The organism is Mesorhizobium sp. C277A (assembly GCF_040324395.1).
GTDB lineage: Bacteria > Pseudomonadota > Alphaproteobacteria > Rhizobiales > Rhizobiaceae > Mesorhizobium.
This window is the reverse complement of sequence record NZ_JAMYVW010000002.1, coordinates 1847063-1861012: the sequence shown is the minus strand read 5'-3', so window position 1 is coordinate 1861012 and position 13950 is coordinate 1847063. Positions and strand designations below refer to the sequence as shown.

Annotated in this window: 16 protein-coding genes; 2 read left to right on the top strand and 14 right to left on the bottom strand. The window is 61.7% G+C overall.

Annotated features, from left to right (window positions below; all coding sequences use genetic code 11):
• Window positions 1-9: 9 nt before the first annotated feature.
• From NKK52_RS09305 to NKK52_RS09280, 6 genes are all read right to left on the bottom strand, one after another.
• Window positions 10-741 carry a proteasome-type protease gene (locus NKK52_RS09305; protein WP_023684646.1) on the bottom strand — a complete coding sequence of 244 codons (732 nt, stop codon included), beginning with the start codon at window positions 739-741 and terminating at the stop codon, window positions 10-12.
• A gap of 32 nt (window positions 742-773) precedes the next feature.
• On the bottom strand, window positions 774-1568 hold the full coding sequence (locus NKK52_RS09300; RefSeq protein ID WP_023684645.1) for a transglutaminase family protein: 795 nt from the start codon (window positions 1566-1568) through the stop codon (window positions 774-776).
• An 85-nt stretch (window positions 1569-1653) separates the two neighbouring features.
• Window positions 1654-2595 (bottom strand): alpha-E domain-containing protein, encoded by a 942-nt coding sequence (locus NKK52_RS09295; RefSeq protein WP_023670965.1) that lies wholly within the window; start codon window positions 2593-2595, stop codon window positions 1654-1656.
• Window positions 2596-2752: 157 nt separating this feature from the next.
• A complete protein-coding gene (locus tag NKK52_RS09290; RefSeq protein ID WP_023670964.1) occupies window positions 2753-4165 on the bottom strand; it encodes a circularly permuted type 2 ATP-grasp protein in 1413 nt (470 codons plus the stop codon).
• Between the two features lie 307 nt (window positions 4166-4472).
• Window positions 4473-4709, bottom strand: a complete 237-nt coding sequence (locus NKK52_RS09285; RefSeq protein ID WP_023670963.1) for an Lrp/AsnC family transcriptional regulator — start codon at window positions 4707-4709, stop codon at window positions 4473-4475.
• Window positions 4710-4777: 68 nt separating this feature from the next.
• On the bottom strand, window positions 4778-5389 hold the full coding sequence (locus tag NKK52_RS09280) for a DsbA family protein (RefSeq protein WP_023684644.1): 612 nt from the start codon (window positions 5387-5389) through the stop codon (window positions 4778-4780).
• A 193-nt stretch (window positions 5390-5582) separates the two neighbouring features.
• On the opposite strand from NKK52_RS09280, the gene NKK52_RS09275 reads away from it, so the two are divergent.
• Window positions 5583-6005 carry a DUF4864 domain-containing protein gene (locus tag NKK52_RS09275; RefSeq protein WP_023684643.1) on the top strand — a complete coding sequence of 141 codons (423 nt, stop codon included), beginning with the start codon at window positions 5583-5585 and terminating at the stop codon, window positions 6003-6005.
• A gap of 6 nt (window positions 6006-6011) precedes the next feature.
• Here NKK52_RS09275 and tgt read toward each other — a convergent pair whose 3' ends face one another.
• From tgt to coaD, 7 genes are all read right to left on the bottom strand, one after another.
• Window positions 6012-7142 carry a tRNA guanosine(34) transglycosylase Tgt gene (gene tgt / locus NKK52_RS09270; RefSeq protein ID WP_023684642.1) on the bottom strand — a complete coding sequence of 377 codons (1131 nt, stop codon included), beginning with the start codon at window positions 7140-7142 and terminating at the stop codon, window positions 6012-6014.
• Entirely contained in the window at window positions 7135-7404 is a 270-nt protein-coding gene (locus NKK52_RS09265; RefSeq protein ID WP_023684641.1) for a hypothetical protein, read from the bottom strand. The genes tgt and NKK52_RS09265 overlap by 8 nt, the downstream gene beginning before the upstream one ends.
• Complete coding sequence (gene queA, locus NKK52_RS09260) at window positions 7394-8482, bottom strand: tRNA preQ1(34) S-adenosylmethionine ribosyltransferase-isomerase QueA (protein ID WP_023684640.1); 1089 nt, start codon at window positions 8480-8482, stop codon at window positions 7394-7396. Before queA ends, NKK52_RS09265 begins: the two co-directional genes overlap by 11 nt.
• Window positions 8482-8931: a DMT family transporter gene (locus NKK52_RS09255; protein ID WP_023684639.1), complete on the bottom strand. Its 450-nt coding sequence runs from the start codon at window positions 8929-8931 to the stop codon at window positions 8482-8484. Before NKK52_RS09255 ends, queA begins: the two co-directional genes overlap by 1 nt.
• Before the next feature lie 12 nt (window positions 8932-8943).
• The gene (locus NKK52_RS09250) at window positions 8944-9456 is read right to left on the bottom strand and encodes a peptidylprolyl isomerase (protein ID WP_023670956.1); all 513 of its coding nucleotides are present in this window, start codon (window positions 9454-9456) and stop codon (window positions 8944-8946) included.
• Between the two features lie 43 nt (window positions 9457-9499).
• Complete coding sequence (locus tag NKK52_RS09245; RefSeq protein ID WP_023684638.1) at window positions 9500-10087, bottom strand: peptidylprolyl isomerase; 588 nt, start codon at window positions 10085-10087, stop codon at window positions 9500-9502.
• Window positions 10088-10163: 76 nt separating this feature from the next.
• Entirely contained in the window at window positions 10164-10664 is a 501-nt protein-coding gene (gene coaD, locus NKK52_RS09240) for a pantetheine-phosphate adenylyltransferase (protein ID WP_023670954.1), read from the bottom strand.
• A 194-nt stretch (window positions 10665-10858) separates the two neighbouring features.
• Here coaD and NKK52_RS09235 point away from each other — a divergent pair, with 194 nt between their 5' ends.
• Window positions 10859-11005, top strand: coding sequence for a hypothetical protein (locus tag NKK52_RS09235; RefSeq protein ID WP_023670953.1), 147 nt, complete (start codon window positions 10859-10861; stop codon window positions 11003-11005).
• A 56-nt stretch (window positions 11006-11061) separates the two neighbouring features.
• Here the strand turns inward: NKK52_RS09235 and gyrA are convergent, their stop codons facing one another.
• Entirely contained in the window at window positions 11062-13851 is a 2790-nt protein-coding gene (gene gyrA, locus NKK52_RS09230) for a DNA gyrase subunit A (RefSeq protein ID WP_023696506.1), read from the bottom strand.
• Window positions 13852-13950 lie beyond the last annotated feature (99 nt).

The window sequence follows — 13950 nt, the reverse complement described above, 5'->3', positions numbered from 1 at the left end:
GTTCCCGCGCTACCCCGGAAAATCCGGCAGGCTGGCAAAGGCCGTCTTCAACGCGTTCGACCAGCCTTCGGAAATAGCACGATAATATCGATCGTCCTGGCCGATGCGCTTTTTCAAACCCACCGTGAACGTGTCCTCCTCCAGGAACAGCAGGTCGAGAGGCAGGCCGACGGACAGGTTCGATTTCAGCGTCGAATCGAACGATACCAGCAAGAGCTTGACCGTTTCAGCCAGGCTCATCGTCCTTTCATAGGCACGGATGATGATCGGCTTGCCGTATTTGGTCTCGCCGATCTGGAAGAACGGCGTGTCGTCGGTCGATTCGATGAAATTGCCCTCGGGATAGATCATGAACAGCCGTGGTGGGCTGCCCTTGATCTGGCCGCCGAGGATGAAGGAGGCGTTGAAATAGGAATCCGCCTTTTCGCCGGCAGGCGACGAGCTGGCGATGACTTCCTTGACGGTGTCGCCGACCAGCCGCACCGTCTGGTACATGGATGGGGTCTCGAGCAGCGTCGCGTGGCGTTCCGCCACCGCCTTGGTGCGCTCGTCGAGCAGGCTGACCACGGCCTGCGTCGTGGCCAGATTGCCGGCCGACATCAGTACGATGACGCGCTCGCCTGGCTCTTCCCAGACATGCATCTTCTTGAAAGTAGAGATCGAATCCATCCCGGCATTGGTGCGCGTGTCCGACATGAACACGAGCCCACGATCGATCTTGAGGCCGACGCAATAAGTCATGGAATCTCTTCAGGCAGCAATCTTGCCGGAGACTACTGCTCTACCGTGACGGTGACTGCAAGCTGTTCCTCCGCCTGTCCCAGTCGAATTCCCGACACCGGCGAGGCGTCGCGATAATCACGGCCGGTGGCTACCCTGACATAGCGTTCATCGGGGGAAATGCCGTTGGCGGCGTCGAAGGCGACCCAGCCGAGACCCTGAACATGGGCTTCGGCCCAGGCATGGCTTGCCGCCTGCTCGATCGCCGCATCCACCATCAGATAGCCACTGACATAGCGGGCCGGAAAACCCATGACGCGGGCTGCGGTGACAAAGATGTGACTGTGATCCTGGCAAACGCCGGTCTTCAGCGCCAATGCCTCTTCCGCCGGGGTCGTCACGCTGGTGGTGCCCGGCGTGTAGGCGACGCGCTCGACGATCAGCGCCATCAGCCGATGCAGCCTTTCGATGTCGGTACCTTTGCCGACCGCCGCGGCAAGCTCGCTTATGCCCTCGCCCGGGATGGTCAAAGCTGTCTCCTGGCTGAACAGCCACAGCGGCGCAAAGCCTTGATGCGGACCCGAGACGCCCGCTGTGTCGCGCGTGACAACCTCGCCGGAGGCCTCGACGGTGATGAAGTCGCGCTCGCCCTCGACGCTCAACAGCCTGTTATCGTTGCCGAAATGGTCGTTAAAGCGGACTTCCTCGCGCGCGCCCTCGATCTTCAGCGCCCAGGACAGCACGGTCTGCGTCGGGCCACTGACCGGTAACAGGCGTAGCCGCTGCAACAGATAGTGCACCGGCGCGTCGTAGCGGTATTCGGTACGGTGGGTGATCTTGAGCCGCATGCCTATTTTCCGTTTGTAAGCATGATCTTATCCGAAAACCGGGTCTCACTTGTCGCTAGCGCGGTCCTCCGGTTCGCGATCATGCTCAATTGAACCGGTAATCTTGTGCGATCTCTTCGCCAAGCTTGGTGTTGTCTTGAATGAATCTGGCCAGGAATTCGTGCAGGCCGGTGTCGAATATGTCCTTGATCGACCCTGCCTGCAGCATCGCCTGTGTCCTGTCGACGGTGGCGTGGCAGGCATGACGGTCGCCATAATCGTCGCCGAGGAACTTCAGATGCTCGGCGAGAAAACGATAACAGAAGGTCAGCGAGCGCGGCATGCGCACATTGAGGATCAGATAGTCGGCAATGTTGGTCGGTTTGTAGTCGGCCTCATAGACCCAGCGATAGGAACGGTGCGCCGACACCGAGCGCAGGATCGATTCCCATTGGTAGTTGTCGAGGCTCGAGCCGACCCAGGAGATCGACGGCAGCAGCACGTAGTATTTCACGTCGAGGATGCGTGCCGTGTTGTCGGCCCGCTCGACATAGGTGCCGAGTTGTGAGAAGTCGAAGATCTCGTTGCGCAGCATCGTGCCGTAGAACGAGCCGCGGATCAGCGCCGTCTCGCGTTTGATGGCGTCGAGCACACTCGGCAGGTCGCGCTCGTCGATCGGCTTTGCCAGCATGCGCTTCAGGGCCATCCAGGCTTCGTTGATGCTCTCCCAGGTCTCGCGCGTCAGCGCGGTGCGCACCATGCGGGCATTGTTGCGAGCGGTCTCGATCGCCGACATCGTGCTCGACGGGTTCGAGGTGTCGCGCAGCAGGAAGTCGGCGACATTGGCGGCGGTGTAGTCCTTGTATTTCTGCGTGAAGGTGACGTCGGAGCCGGCGCTGAGCAGCACCGAATTCCACTCTTCCGACGCGCTCTGGGTGCGGGTCAGCGCCATGCGAAGGCCGGCATCGACCAGACGCGCCATGTTTTCCGCCCGCTCGATATAACGGTTCATCCAGTAGAGCCCGTTGGCGGTGCGGCCGAGAAGCATGGCAAGACCCTTCGGACTAGTGAGTAGGGAATAGTGAGTAGGGATTAGTAAGCATTTGATTCTCTGTGGAATATGGCATTTCTTGTCCCTCTACTGCCTACTGCCTACTGCCTACTGCCTACTGCCTACTGCCTACTGCCTACTGTCTACTGTCTACCTAATCGTCCAACACCCACGTATCCTTCGTCCCGCCGCCTTGCGAGGAATTCACGACCAACGACCCCTCCTTCAGCGCCACCCGCGTCAAGCCGCCGGGAACGATCTGGATTCGGTCGGAGACCAGAACATAGGGCCTGAGATCGACATGGCGCGGCGACAGGCCTTTTTCGGTCAGGATCGGGCAAGTCGACAGCGCCAGCGTCGGCTGGGCGATGTAGTTGGAGGGCTTCGCCTGCAGCTTCTTGGCGAAATCCTGGCATTCCTTCTTGGTCGCAGCCGGGCCGACCAGCATGCCGTAGCCGCCGGAGCCGTGCACTTCCTTGATGACCAGCTCATGGATGTGTTCGAGCACGTATTTCAGGCTGTCGGGCTCCGAGCAGCGCCAGGTCGGGATGTTGCCGAGGATGGCTTTGCGGCCGGTGTAGAACTCGACGATGTCGGGCATGTAGGAATAAATCGCCTTGTCGTCGGCGATGCCGGTTCCCGGCGCGTTGGCGATGGTGATGTTGCCGGCGCGGTAGACGTCCATGATGCCGGGCACGCCAAGGGCCGAGTCCGGCCGGAAGGTCAGCGGATCGAGGAAGGAATCGTCGACGCGCCGGTAAAGCACGTCGATCTGCTTGTAGCCTTCGGTTGTGCGCATAGCGACGTGGCCGTCTACAACGCGCAGATCCTGGCCTTCGACCAGTTGCACGCCCATCTGGTCGGCGAGGAAGGCATGTTCGAAATAGGCGGAGTTGAAGCTGCCCGGTGTCAGCACGGCAATGGTCGGTGCACCCTTGGTGCTTTGCGGCCGCACTGCCGCCAGCGACTGGCGCAGCAATTGCGGATAATTCTCCACCGGCCGCACCTTGATCTGCTGGAACAGCTCGGGAAAGAGCTGCATCATCGTCTCGCGGTTCTCCAGCATGTAGGAGACGCCCGACGGCGTGCGCGCATTGTCCTCCAGCACGTAGAACTCGTTCTCGGAGATGCGGACGATATCGACGCCGATAATGTGGGTGTAGACGCCGGCCGGTGGCCGCACTCCGATCATTTCCGGCAGGAACGCCTCGTTCCTGGCGATCAGCTCCCTCGGCACGCGGCCGGCGCGCAGGATTTCCTGGCGGTGGTAAATGTCGTCGAGGAAAGCGTTCAGCGCCTGCACGCGCTGCTCGATGCCTTGCGTCAGCCTTCGCCATTCATTGCCGGAGATGATGCGCGGCACGATGTCGAAGGGGATCAGCCGCTCGGAGGCTTCCTGCTCGCCATAGACGGCGAAGGTAATGCCGGTCTTGCGGAAGACGCGCTCGGCGTCCTGCATCTTTTCGGTAAGCCTGGCCGGGTCCTGCTCCTTCAGCCAGCGGTCGTAAGCCGTATACGGTTGTCTAAGCCCGGAAACTTCCGGAAGCATTTCATCGAACGCTGCCAATCGCATACTCCCCTGTGACGCCATTTCACTGGCGTCGCGGGAGAAAATCAAGCGCAATCGGTGATTTGGAGGATATCGGCGATCAGTATGTTCCGACTGCCCAAAATTCGGGCAGTCGGAACAGGACCTTAATCAGGCTCTGCCTTGTCGCCGGGCAAGTGCCTGATGCGGCTCTAGCAGTTCACCGGGCAAGTGCCTGATGCGGCCATAGCAGTTCACCGTTTCATGGAAACGGCGACCTGCCATGGCTTTTTGCTTTGCCGCAATTCCGGACGGAAAACCGCTTCACACTTTTCCTGGAATTGCTTTAGAATGCGCGGAAAGTGACGACCGTGAAGGTGTCCTTGATTCCGGGAATAATCTGCACTTTCTCGTTGACGAAGTGGCCGACATCTTCCTCGTCGTCGACGTAGAATTTGGCAAGCAAGTCGTAATTGCCGGCGGTCGAGTAGATCTCCGAGGCGATTTCGGCATCGGCGAGCGCGCTGGCGACCTCATAGGACTTGCCCAGATCGCACTTTATCTGCATGAAAAACGTCTTCATTGCCGGTCCCGATCAAGCTTCAGCACTCAAGCGGCCCTTGTGGCAGACTGCCGCCCGGCTTTCAAGCATCAGGCGGAGCGGGCCTTGGCGACGGCTTGTCTCAGTTCGGACACGGGCATGCCGCGCCGGTACAGGTTGCCGCCGATGACCAGGGCTGGCGTGCCGCGCAGCTTGAAAGCCGTCGCCTGGGCTTCGGTGCGGACAAGGGCAGCGTCGATGTCGGGTTCACGGATGGCGAGGTCGGCACGCACCATCGCCACATCGACACCGACGGAAGAAAGGATGTCGTTGGTGCGGCGTTCCGAAAGGCCGCGCTGGTTGGTCATCAGCGCATCGACCGCCGCGCCATAGTGTTCGCCGCTCAGCAGCGTCACCCGCGCCGCGTCGCGCGACACGTCGCCGAAGATCGGCCAGTCCTTCATCACAAGCCGGACGCCGTTGTCCGCTTCCATCAACTTCTTCAGTTCGACGAAGACGAGCTTGCAGATCGGGCATTGATAGTCGACGAATTCGGCGATGGTGACGTCGCCATCGGGGTTGCCGAGCGCTGGAATGGCGGGATCGAAGGCGACTTCCGTGACAGTCGGCCCGGTGCTTGCCCAGGCGGGCAAGGGAGCCAAAACTGCGAGGCTTGCCGCGCCCTTCAGCAAAAGGCGCCGGTCGATCGGCTGCTTGAACATGGTCGTCCCCTGGTTGCGCGAACGGGTCCCCACCCGTCCCTACGATGCGCGCCCCGCGTTAAAGGAGGCTTAAGCATGATCATGTGGCACTTGCGTGGCGAATATTGCGGTTGCTGAAACCGTGAGGCTCCGCAAACCGTATGGTATGATGCGTCCCGGGACAGGTTTTGTTGGGGGACAATGGAGACAGGCCATGCGCCGCACCGCATTCGCAGTTGTTTCATTGCTGTTCGCGTTGTTCGTGTCGGCAGCCCTTGCCGGCGACGCCGAAGTCAAGGCCGGCCAGGCCGTCATCGATGGTCAGTTGAAGGCGCTCATCGCCAATGATGGCGCCAAGGCGTACAGTTTCGCCGCTCCAAATGTGAAGCGCATCTTTCCGACCGTCGACACCTTCATGAACATGGTGACCAACGGCTATCCGCCGGTGCGCCAGCCGCAGAGCTATTCCTTCGGCAAGGTCGAGCAGATGGGGCCAACTTCTCTAATCCAGCAAGTGCTGATCGTTGGGCCCGACGGCAAGGACTATGAGGCGGTCTACACGCTGGAACAGCAGCCCGACGGCAGCTTTCAAATCACCGGCTGCAGCTTGCGCGCAGCGAATTCGCTCAGCACCTAGATGTGCTTATAGCACCGGAATATCGCCCCTCGCCCATCCCTCTGAAATGTCTGATGTGTGCGCCTCGAAGGCCTTTGCCTCGATCGCGGCGCGAATGTCCTGCATCAGCTTCTGATAGTAGGACAGGTTGTTCCAGGTCAGAAGCATCGCCCCCAGCGCCTCTTGCGAGCGCACGAGATGGTGCAGATAGGCGCGTGAGTAGTCGCGCGCGGCCGGGCAGTCGCTCTCCTCATCCAGCGGCCGCGGATCGTCCGCGTGGCGGGCATTCCTGAGATTGACCTTGCCGCGCCTGGTATAGGCCAGGCCATGGCGGCCGGCGCGGGTCGGCATCACGCAGTCGAACATGTCGATGCCGCGCGCCACCGATTTCACGATGTCGTCCGGCGTGCCGACGCCCATGAGATATCGAGGCTTGTTGTCAGGCAATTCCGGACAGGTGATCTCCAGCATATCCAGCATCACCGCTTGCGGTTCGCCGACGGCCAGGCCGCCGACCGCATAGCCCTTCAGCTCCATCGCGCTCAGCGCCTGCGCCGAACGCACCCTGAGAGCTGCGTTGTCGCCACCCTGGACGATGCCGAACATCGCCTTGCCGGGCTGATCGCCGAACGCTGTCTTGCAGCGCTCGGCCCAGCGCAGCGACAGCTCCATCGCGCGCTCGATCTGCTTGAGGTCGGCCGGCAGCGCTGTGCATTCGTCGAGCTGCATCTGGATGTCGGAATCGAGCAGGCCCTGGATCTCGATCGAGCGCTCCGGCGACATCTCGTAGGCAGCGCCGTCAATGTGCGAGCGAAAGGTGACGCCCTTCTCGGTCAATTTTCTGAGCTTCGACAGCGACATGACCTGAAAACCGCCACTGTCGGTCAGGATCGGCTGCGGCCAGCGGGCGAATTCATGCAACCCACCAAGCCGCGCCACGCGCTCGGCGCCGGGGCGCAGCATCAGATGATAGGTATTGCCCAGGATGATGTCGGCGCCGACGCCGCGCACCTGGTCCATATACATGGCCTTGACCGTGCCGCCGGTGCCGACCGGCATGAAGGCCGGCGTGCGGATTTCGCCGCGCGGCATGGTGATGGAACCGCGCCGCGCCTTGCCGTCGGTGGCGAGGATCTTGAAGGTGAATGTCTCAGCCATTGAATTCCTTGTCATGGACAGGCGCGCCTGGCGCCTGCCTGTCGAGCGACTGGCGGTATTGGATGCAGCCGCGCATGAATTTCGGCCATGGCGGCACGGCAATCGATGGATCGGTCTTTTCCGGCAGCAGGTCCCACAGGTTGGGATGATGCCAGCATAAATCATGGCCGGTAGAATCTCGATGCTGGCGTATGCCGGCACGGAGTTTCTTCACTTCGGCGATCAGGCTCTCGCGATCAAAGGCTTGCAGATCATCGTCCATCGCTCATCTCCGCTCGATAAAGCAGGCTTGCATCTCCGTAGGAATAGAACCTGTAATTGTTCCCGATGGCATGAGCATAGGCCGCACGCATCGTATCTAGGCCGCTGAAGGCCGAAACCAGCATGAACAGCGTCGAACGCGGCAGATGGAAATTGGTCATCAGCAGATCGGCGGTGCGGAAGCGATAGCCCGGCGTGATGAAGATGTCGGTCGGGCCGGACCAGGCGGTCAGCGAGCCATCAGGCCGTGCCGCGCTCTCCAGCAGGCGCAGCGAGGTCGTGCCGACAGCGATGATGCGCCCGCCCCGCGCCTTGGCGCCATTCAGAGCGTCGGCTGTTGCTTCGCTGACCGAGCCGGTCTCGGCATGCATCTTGTGGTCAGCGGTGTCGTCCGCCTTGAACGGCAGGAAGGTGCCGGCGCCGACATGCAAGGTGACGAAGCGGCGTTCGATGCCTTTTGCATCCAGCGCGGCAAACAGCTCCGGCGTAAAATGCAGGCCTGCGGTGGGGGCAGCGACTGCGCCCTCCTCCTTGGCATAGATTGTCTGGTAATCCGTCAGGTCGCGTGCGTCGTCGTCGCGCTTGGAGGCGATATAGGGGGGCAGCGGGATGTGGCCGACGGCGCGCAGCGCTTCGTCGAGAAATGGGCCGGAGAGGTCGAAGCCGAGCAACGCCTCGCCGGCGTCGCCCTTCTCGATGACCGTGGCGTCGAGTTGGCCGAGAAAACAGGAATTGCCGTCATGGCCGAAATGGATGCGGTCGCCGGCGGCGATGCGCTTGCCCGGCCGCATGAAGGCCAGCCAGCGGTCCGGCGCCATGCGCATATGCAGCGTGGCGTCGACCTGCGCCTGCGCTTCGCCGCGCCGCCTGATGCCTCTCAACTGGGCAGGAATGACCTTGGTGTCGTTGAAGACCAGCACGTCGCCCGTTCTGAGCAAGGACGGAAGGTCGCGCACCGCGCGGTCCGCAAAGTCTTCGCCTGGCCTGACCACCAGCATTCTGGCGCTGTCGCGCGGCTCGGCCGGGCGCAGCGCGATGCGCTCCTCCGGCAGGTCGAAGTCGAAGAGATCGACGCGCATCAGTAGAGCCGGACGAGCAGCGCTCCGGCCAACAGCAGCACCGCGCCGGCGATGCGGCCGAGCGAAATCTCGCGCACCGCCACGCCGAGAAAGCCGACGCGATCGATCAGCATGCCGGCCAGCAACTGGCCGGCAACCAGGAACGCCATCAACGCGGCTGCACCAATGCGCGGCGTAAGAATGGTTGACAGGGTAACATAGAAACCGCCGAGCATGCCGCCGGCGATGAACAGCCAAGGCGCCGGCGCCTTCCAGTCGAGCGAGATGTCCTGCAGCCGCACAACGGCAATGGAGATGATACCAAGCACGATCGCGCCCGACAGGAACGAAAACGCAGCAGCCGCGACCGGGAGCCCCAGGCCGCGCGCCAGCTGCGAGTTGATCGGCGCCTGGACGGCGATGAAGGCGCCTGACAGGATGCCGAGCAGCGACCAGACCAAGCCCATCATCTTCGTTTGTCCTTACCTGACGTCGGCCGCGACCTTCAGCGACACGATCTTGTCGGGATCGACCACCGGCTCGCCGCGCTTGATCTTGTCGACATTGTCCATGCCTTCGATGACCTGGCCCCAGACCGTGTACTGGCGGTTGAGGAAAGCGGCATCGTCGAAGCAGATGAAGAACTGCGAATTGGCCGAGTTCGGGTTCTGCGAACGGGCCATCGAGCAGGTGCCGCGACCATGGTTGGCGTTGGAGAACTCAGCCTTCAGGTCCGGCTTTTCCGAGCCGCCCATGCCCGCGCGGGAGGGGGCAAAAGTGGGCTTGGTCGAATTGCCGAACTTGACGTCACCGGTCTGCGCCATGAAGCCTTCGATGACGCGGTGGAAAACCACGCCGTCATAGGCGCCTTCGCGGGCCAGTTCCTTGATCCGGGCGACGTGGCCCGGGGCCAGGTCGGGGAACAGTTCAATGACGACCTTGCCCTTGGTCGTTTCCAGGATGAGCGCGTTTTCGCGGTCCTTGATCTCAGCCATGTCGGATATCCTTTATCTCAGAAAACAGAATGATTTGATAGGTTTACTTGTCGGCGGCGATGCGTACCTTGATCATGCGGTCGGGCTCACTGACCGTGCCGTTGTCCGCCTCGTTGCCCTTCTTGATGTTGTCCACCAGCTCTATGCCGCTGACGACATTGCCGACGATGGTGTACTGGCCATCGAGGTTCGGCGCCGGCGCGAACATGATGAAGAACTGCGAATTGGCGGAGTTCGGGTCCTGCGAACGGGCCATACCGAGCGTGCCGCGCTTAAAATGTTCGCTCTGCGAGAATTCCGCCGGCAGGTCGGGCAGGTCTGAACCGCCGGTGCCGACGGCCTCGGGGCTGAACCCCTTCTTCATGTTGCCGAACTTGACGTCGCCGGTCTGCGCCATAAAGCCGTTGATGACCCGGTGGAATGCGACATCGTTATAAGCGCCTTCACGCACCAGCTTCTTGATCTGCGCGACATGCTTGGGTGCCAGGTCGGGGCGTAGCGCGATGGTGACCTCGCCGTTCTTCAAGGTGATGACCATGGTGTTTTCCGGTTCGGCGGCGAAGGCCGAAACGGATGCGGTCACGAGACCGGCAAGCACGACGAGGAACGAGGCGAGCTTTTTCAGCTGCATAAGGGATCTCCGAAGGTCTTTGTTAGGGTGCATGTCGTTGCCCCAAAAACCGGCATCCACTTTGGGGCGACATGCACTATTTCGCGAATTTGGCGGTGAGCGCACCGGCAACGGCGGCCGGTACGAAGGGACGGATGTCTCCGCCCATCGAGGCTATCTGGCGCACAAGTGTGGCAGTAATGGTGCGTACCGATGGGCTGGCGGGCAGAAAAACCGTCTGCAGTTCCGGCGCCATGGTCTCGTTCATGCCAGCCATCTGCATCTCGTAATCGAGATCGGTGCCGTCGCGCAGGCCGCGGATCATGATCGAGGCGCCATGCTTGCGGGCCGCGTCGATGACCAGCCCGTCAAAGGCGACGACCTTGATCCGGTCGCCGTCGCGGCCAAATTCGGCCTTGGTCGCGGCCTCGATCAGCTTCACCCGTTCGTCGAAGGAAAACAGCGGCGTCTTGCCGGGGTGGGTGCCGATCGCCGCATAAACCGTGTCGGCGACAGCCAGCGATGCCTTCAGGACATCGAGATGGCCGTTGGTCAGCGGGTCGAAGGAGCCGGCATAAAGGGCGATGCGATCGGTCATGGGAGGTGCTTCTAGCGGGGCATTGGGCGGAAGGCAAATGCGATTGGGAACATCTGCGTGAACCTTTTCGCAGACATGAACGACAGATGAATGCCTTGATCACGAAGACTTCACGCCGCGTTCGCTAGTTTGCACTTCGGAAAATGAAACCAAAACCCGATCTAACCGTTGGATAGGCGCAGGAGAACACGCACATGCTGATCTACATGCTCGCCACCGCAATGACCGTCGCCATGCTGATCGCCACCGCATTCGGATTGCATAGCGAGGCAGAGCGCGTCCGTGTCCGCACAAAGCGGTTCGAAGGTTTCGGCGCTCGCTGGCCCCACCGTCGCCCCTGATTTATTGCTAGTTTCTTGTTTGCGCCGGCCCATCGGGCCGGCGTTGTTGCTCAAACCTATTCGGTGCTGTCCGGTACGGCATCTCCGGCGCCGGCCTCAATGACACCCTCTTCGACATCCTCGTCGGCCTGCGGCTCCGAAATCCGTTCGACCGAAACCACCTTCTCGCCTTCGGCGGTGTTGAAGATGGTCACGCCCTTGGTCGCGCGGCTGGCGAAACGGATACCGTTGACCGGCACCCGGATGACCGTGCCGCCATCCGAAACCAGCATGATCTGGTCGTCATTGCCGACCGGGAAAGTCGCCACCAGCTGGCCGATCTCGGCCACCTTCGACACGTCGGTGGCGCGGATGCCTTTGCCGCCGCGTCCGGTCAGGCGGAAATCGTAGGATGACGAGCGCTTGCCGTAGCCATATTCGGTCACCGTCAGCACATACTGCTCATGCGCCTTGAGCTCTTCGTAACGGCTGTCGGAAAGCTCAGTCTCCTCGCCAATCTCCTCATTGGTGAGTGCAATCTCTTCTTCCTCGCCGGTCACCTCGGCGGCAAGCCGCCGCTCCAGTGCTGCCCGCTTGAGGTAGGCGGAGCGTTCCGCCGGTGAAGCATCGACATGCTCGATGACCGACATGGAGATGATGCGGTCGGTCTCGGCCATGCTTATGCCGCGCACGCCGACCGAATTGCGGCTCTGGAAGACGCGCACATCGCCAACGCGGAAGCGGATGCACTGGCCGGAGCTGGCGGTCAAAAGCACATCGTCATTGTCTGTGCAGGTCTCGACGCCGAGAATCTCGTCGCCCTCCTCCTCCAGCTTCATGGCGATCTTGCCATTGCGGTTGACCTGGACGAATTCGGACAGCTTGTTGCGGCGCACGGTGCCGCGCGTGGTGGCGAACATGACGTCGAGTTCGCCCCAGCTGGTCTCGTCCTCGGGCAGCGGCATGATGGTGGTGATGCGCTCGCCCTGCTCCAGCGGCAGCATGTTGATCAGCGCCTTGCCGCGCGACTGCGGATTGCCGATTGGCAGCCGCCAGACCTTTTCCTTGTAGACGATGCCGCGCGAGGAGAAGAACAGCACCGGCGTATGCGTGTTGGCCACAAACAGCCGGGTGACGAAATCCTCTTCCTTGGTCGACATACCGGAGCGGCCCTTGCCGCCGCGGCGTTGCGCCCGGTAGAGCGACAGCGGCACGCGCTTGATGTAGCCGGAATGGCTGACGGTGACGACCATGTCCTCGCGCTGGATCAGGTCCTCGTCTTCCATGTCGGCGCCGCCGTCGGTGAGCTCGGTGCGGCGCGGCGTGCCGAACTCGTCGCGCACGGCGGCAAGCTCGTCCTTGACGATCTGCTGGATGCGGGCGCGGGACGACAGAATGTCGAGGTAATCCTTGATCTCGTCGCCGATCGTGTTCAGCTCGTCGGCGATTTCGTCACGGCCGAGCGCGGTCAGGCGCTGCAGGCGCAGTTCGAGGATTGCGCGCGCCTGTTCCTCGGAGAGGTTGTAGGTGCCATCCTCATTGATGCGATGGCGCGGATCGTCGATAAGCAGAATCAATGACTCCACGTCCCCGGAGGGCCAGCGCCGCTCCATCAACTGCTCGCGCGCCGTCTGCGGATCGGGCGCGGTGCGGATCAGCTTGATCACTTCGTCGATGTTGGCGACGGCGATGGCGAGGCCGACCAGCACGTGGGCGCGGTCGCGCGCCTTGCGCAGCAGGAATTTCGTGCGCCGGCTAATCACCTCTTCGCGGAAGCTGACAAACGCCTTCAGCATGTCGGTCAGGTTCATCACTTCCGGCTTGCCGCCGTTCAGCGCCACCATATTGGCGCCGAAGGAGGTTTGCAGCGGCGTGAAGCGGTAAAGCTGGTTGAGAATGACGTCGGCGACAGCGTCGCGCTTCAGCTCGATGACGACGCGGTAGCCCTGGCGGTCGCTTTCGTCGCGAATGTCGGAAATGCCTTCGATGCGCTTGTCGCGCACCAGCTCGGCCATTTTCTCGATCATCGAGGCCTTGTTCACCTGGTACGGGACTTCCGTGATGATGATCGATTCACGGTCGTTGCCGCGCTGCTCGACATTGACCTTGCCGCGCATGACGATGGAGCCACGACCCGTCGCATAGGCGCTGTAGATGCCGGAACGGCCGAGCACGATGCCGCCGGTCGGGAAATCGGGACCCGGAATGATCTCCATCAGCGCCGGCAAATCGATCGCCGGATTGTCGATGATGGCGATGGCGCCGTTGCAGATCTCGGCCAGATTATGCGGCGGAATATTGGTGGCCATGCCGACGGCAATGCCGCCGGAACCGTTGACCAGAAGGTTGGGGAAGCGAGCCGGCAGCACCTTCGGCTCGGTGTCGGAGGCGTCATAAGTCTCCTGGAAATCGACGGTTTCCTTGTCGATGTCCTCCAGCAGCTCATGTGCGACCTTGGTCAGCCGCGATTCGGTGTAGCGCATCGCCGCCGGCGGATCGCCGTCGATGGAGCCGAAATTACCCTGCCCGTCGATCAGCGGAACGCGCAGCGACCAGTCCTGCGCCATGCGCACTAAGGCGTCGTAGATCGAGGCGTCGCCATGCGGATGGTATTTACCCATCACGTCGGCGACCGGGCGGGCCGACTTCACATATTTGCGGTTCCAGTGGTAACCGCTCTCATGCGCCGCATAGAGAATGCGGCGGTGAACCGGCTTCAGGCCGTCGCGTACATCGGGCAGCGCACGGCTGACGATGACGCTCATGGCATAAGAGAGGTAGGAGCTCTGCATCTCCTCGATGATGGAGATGGGCTCGATGCCGGTAGGGCCGCCGTCGGCGCCGCGCGGGGGTTTTTGGTCGGTCAAATCGGATCACAATCTAATCAGGAATCACTGACCGCTTATATAGGAAGCACGGCCGAAACTCCAATATTCGTGGTGCTTTTCCAACGACAATTTCAGTGG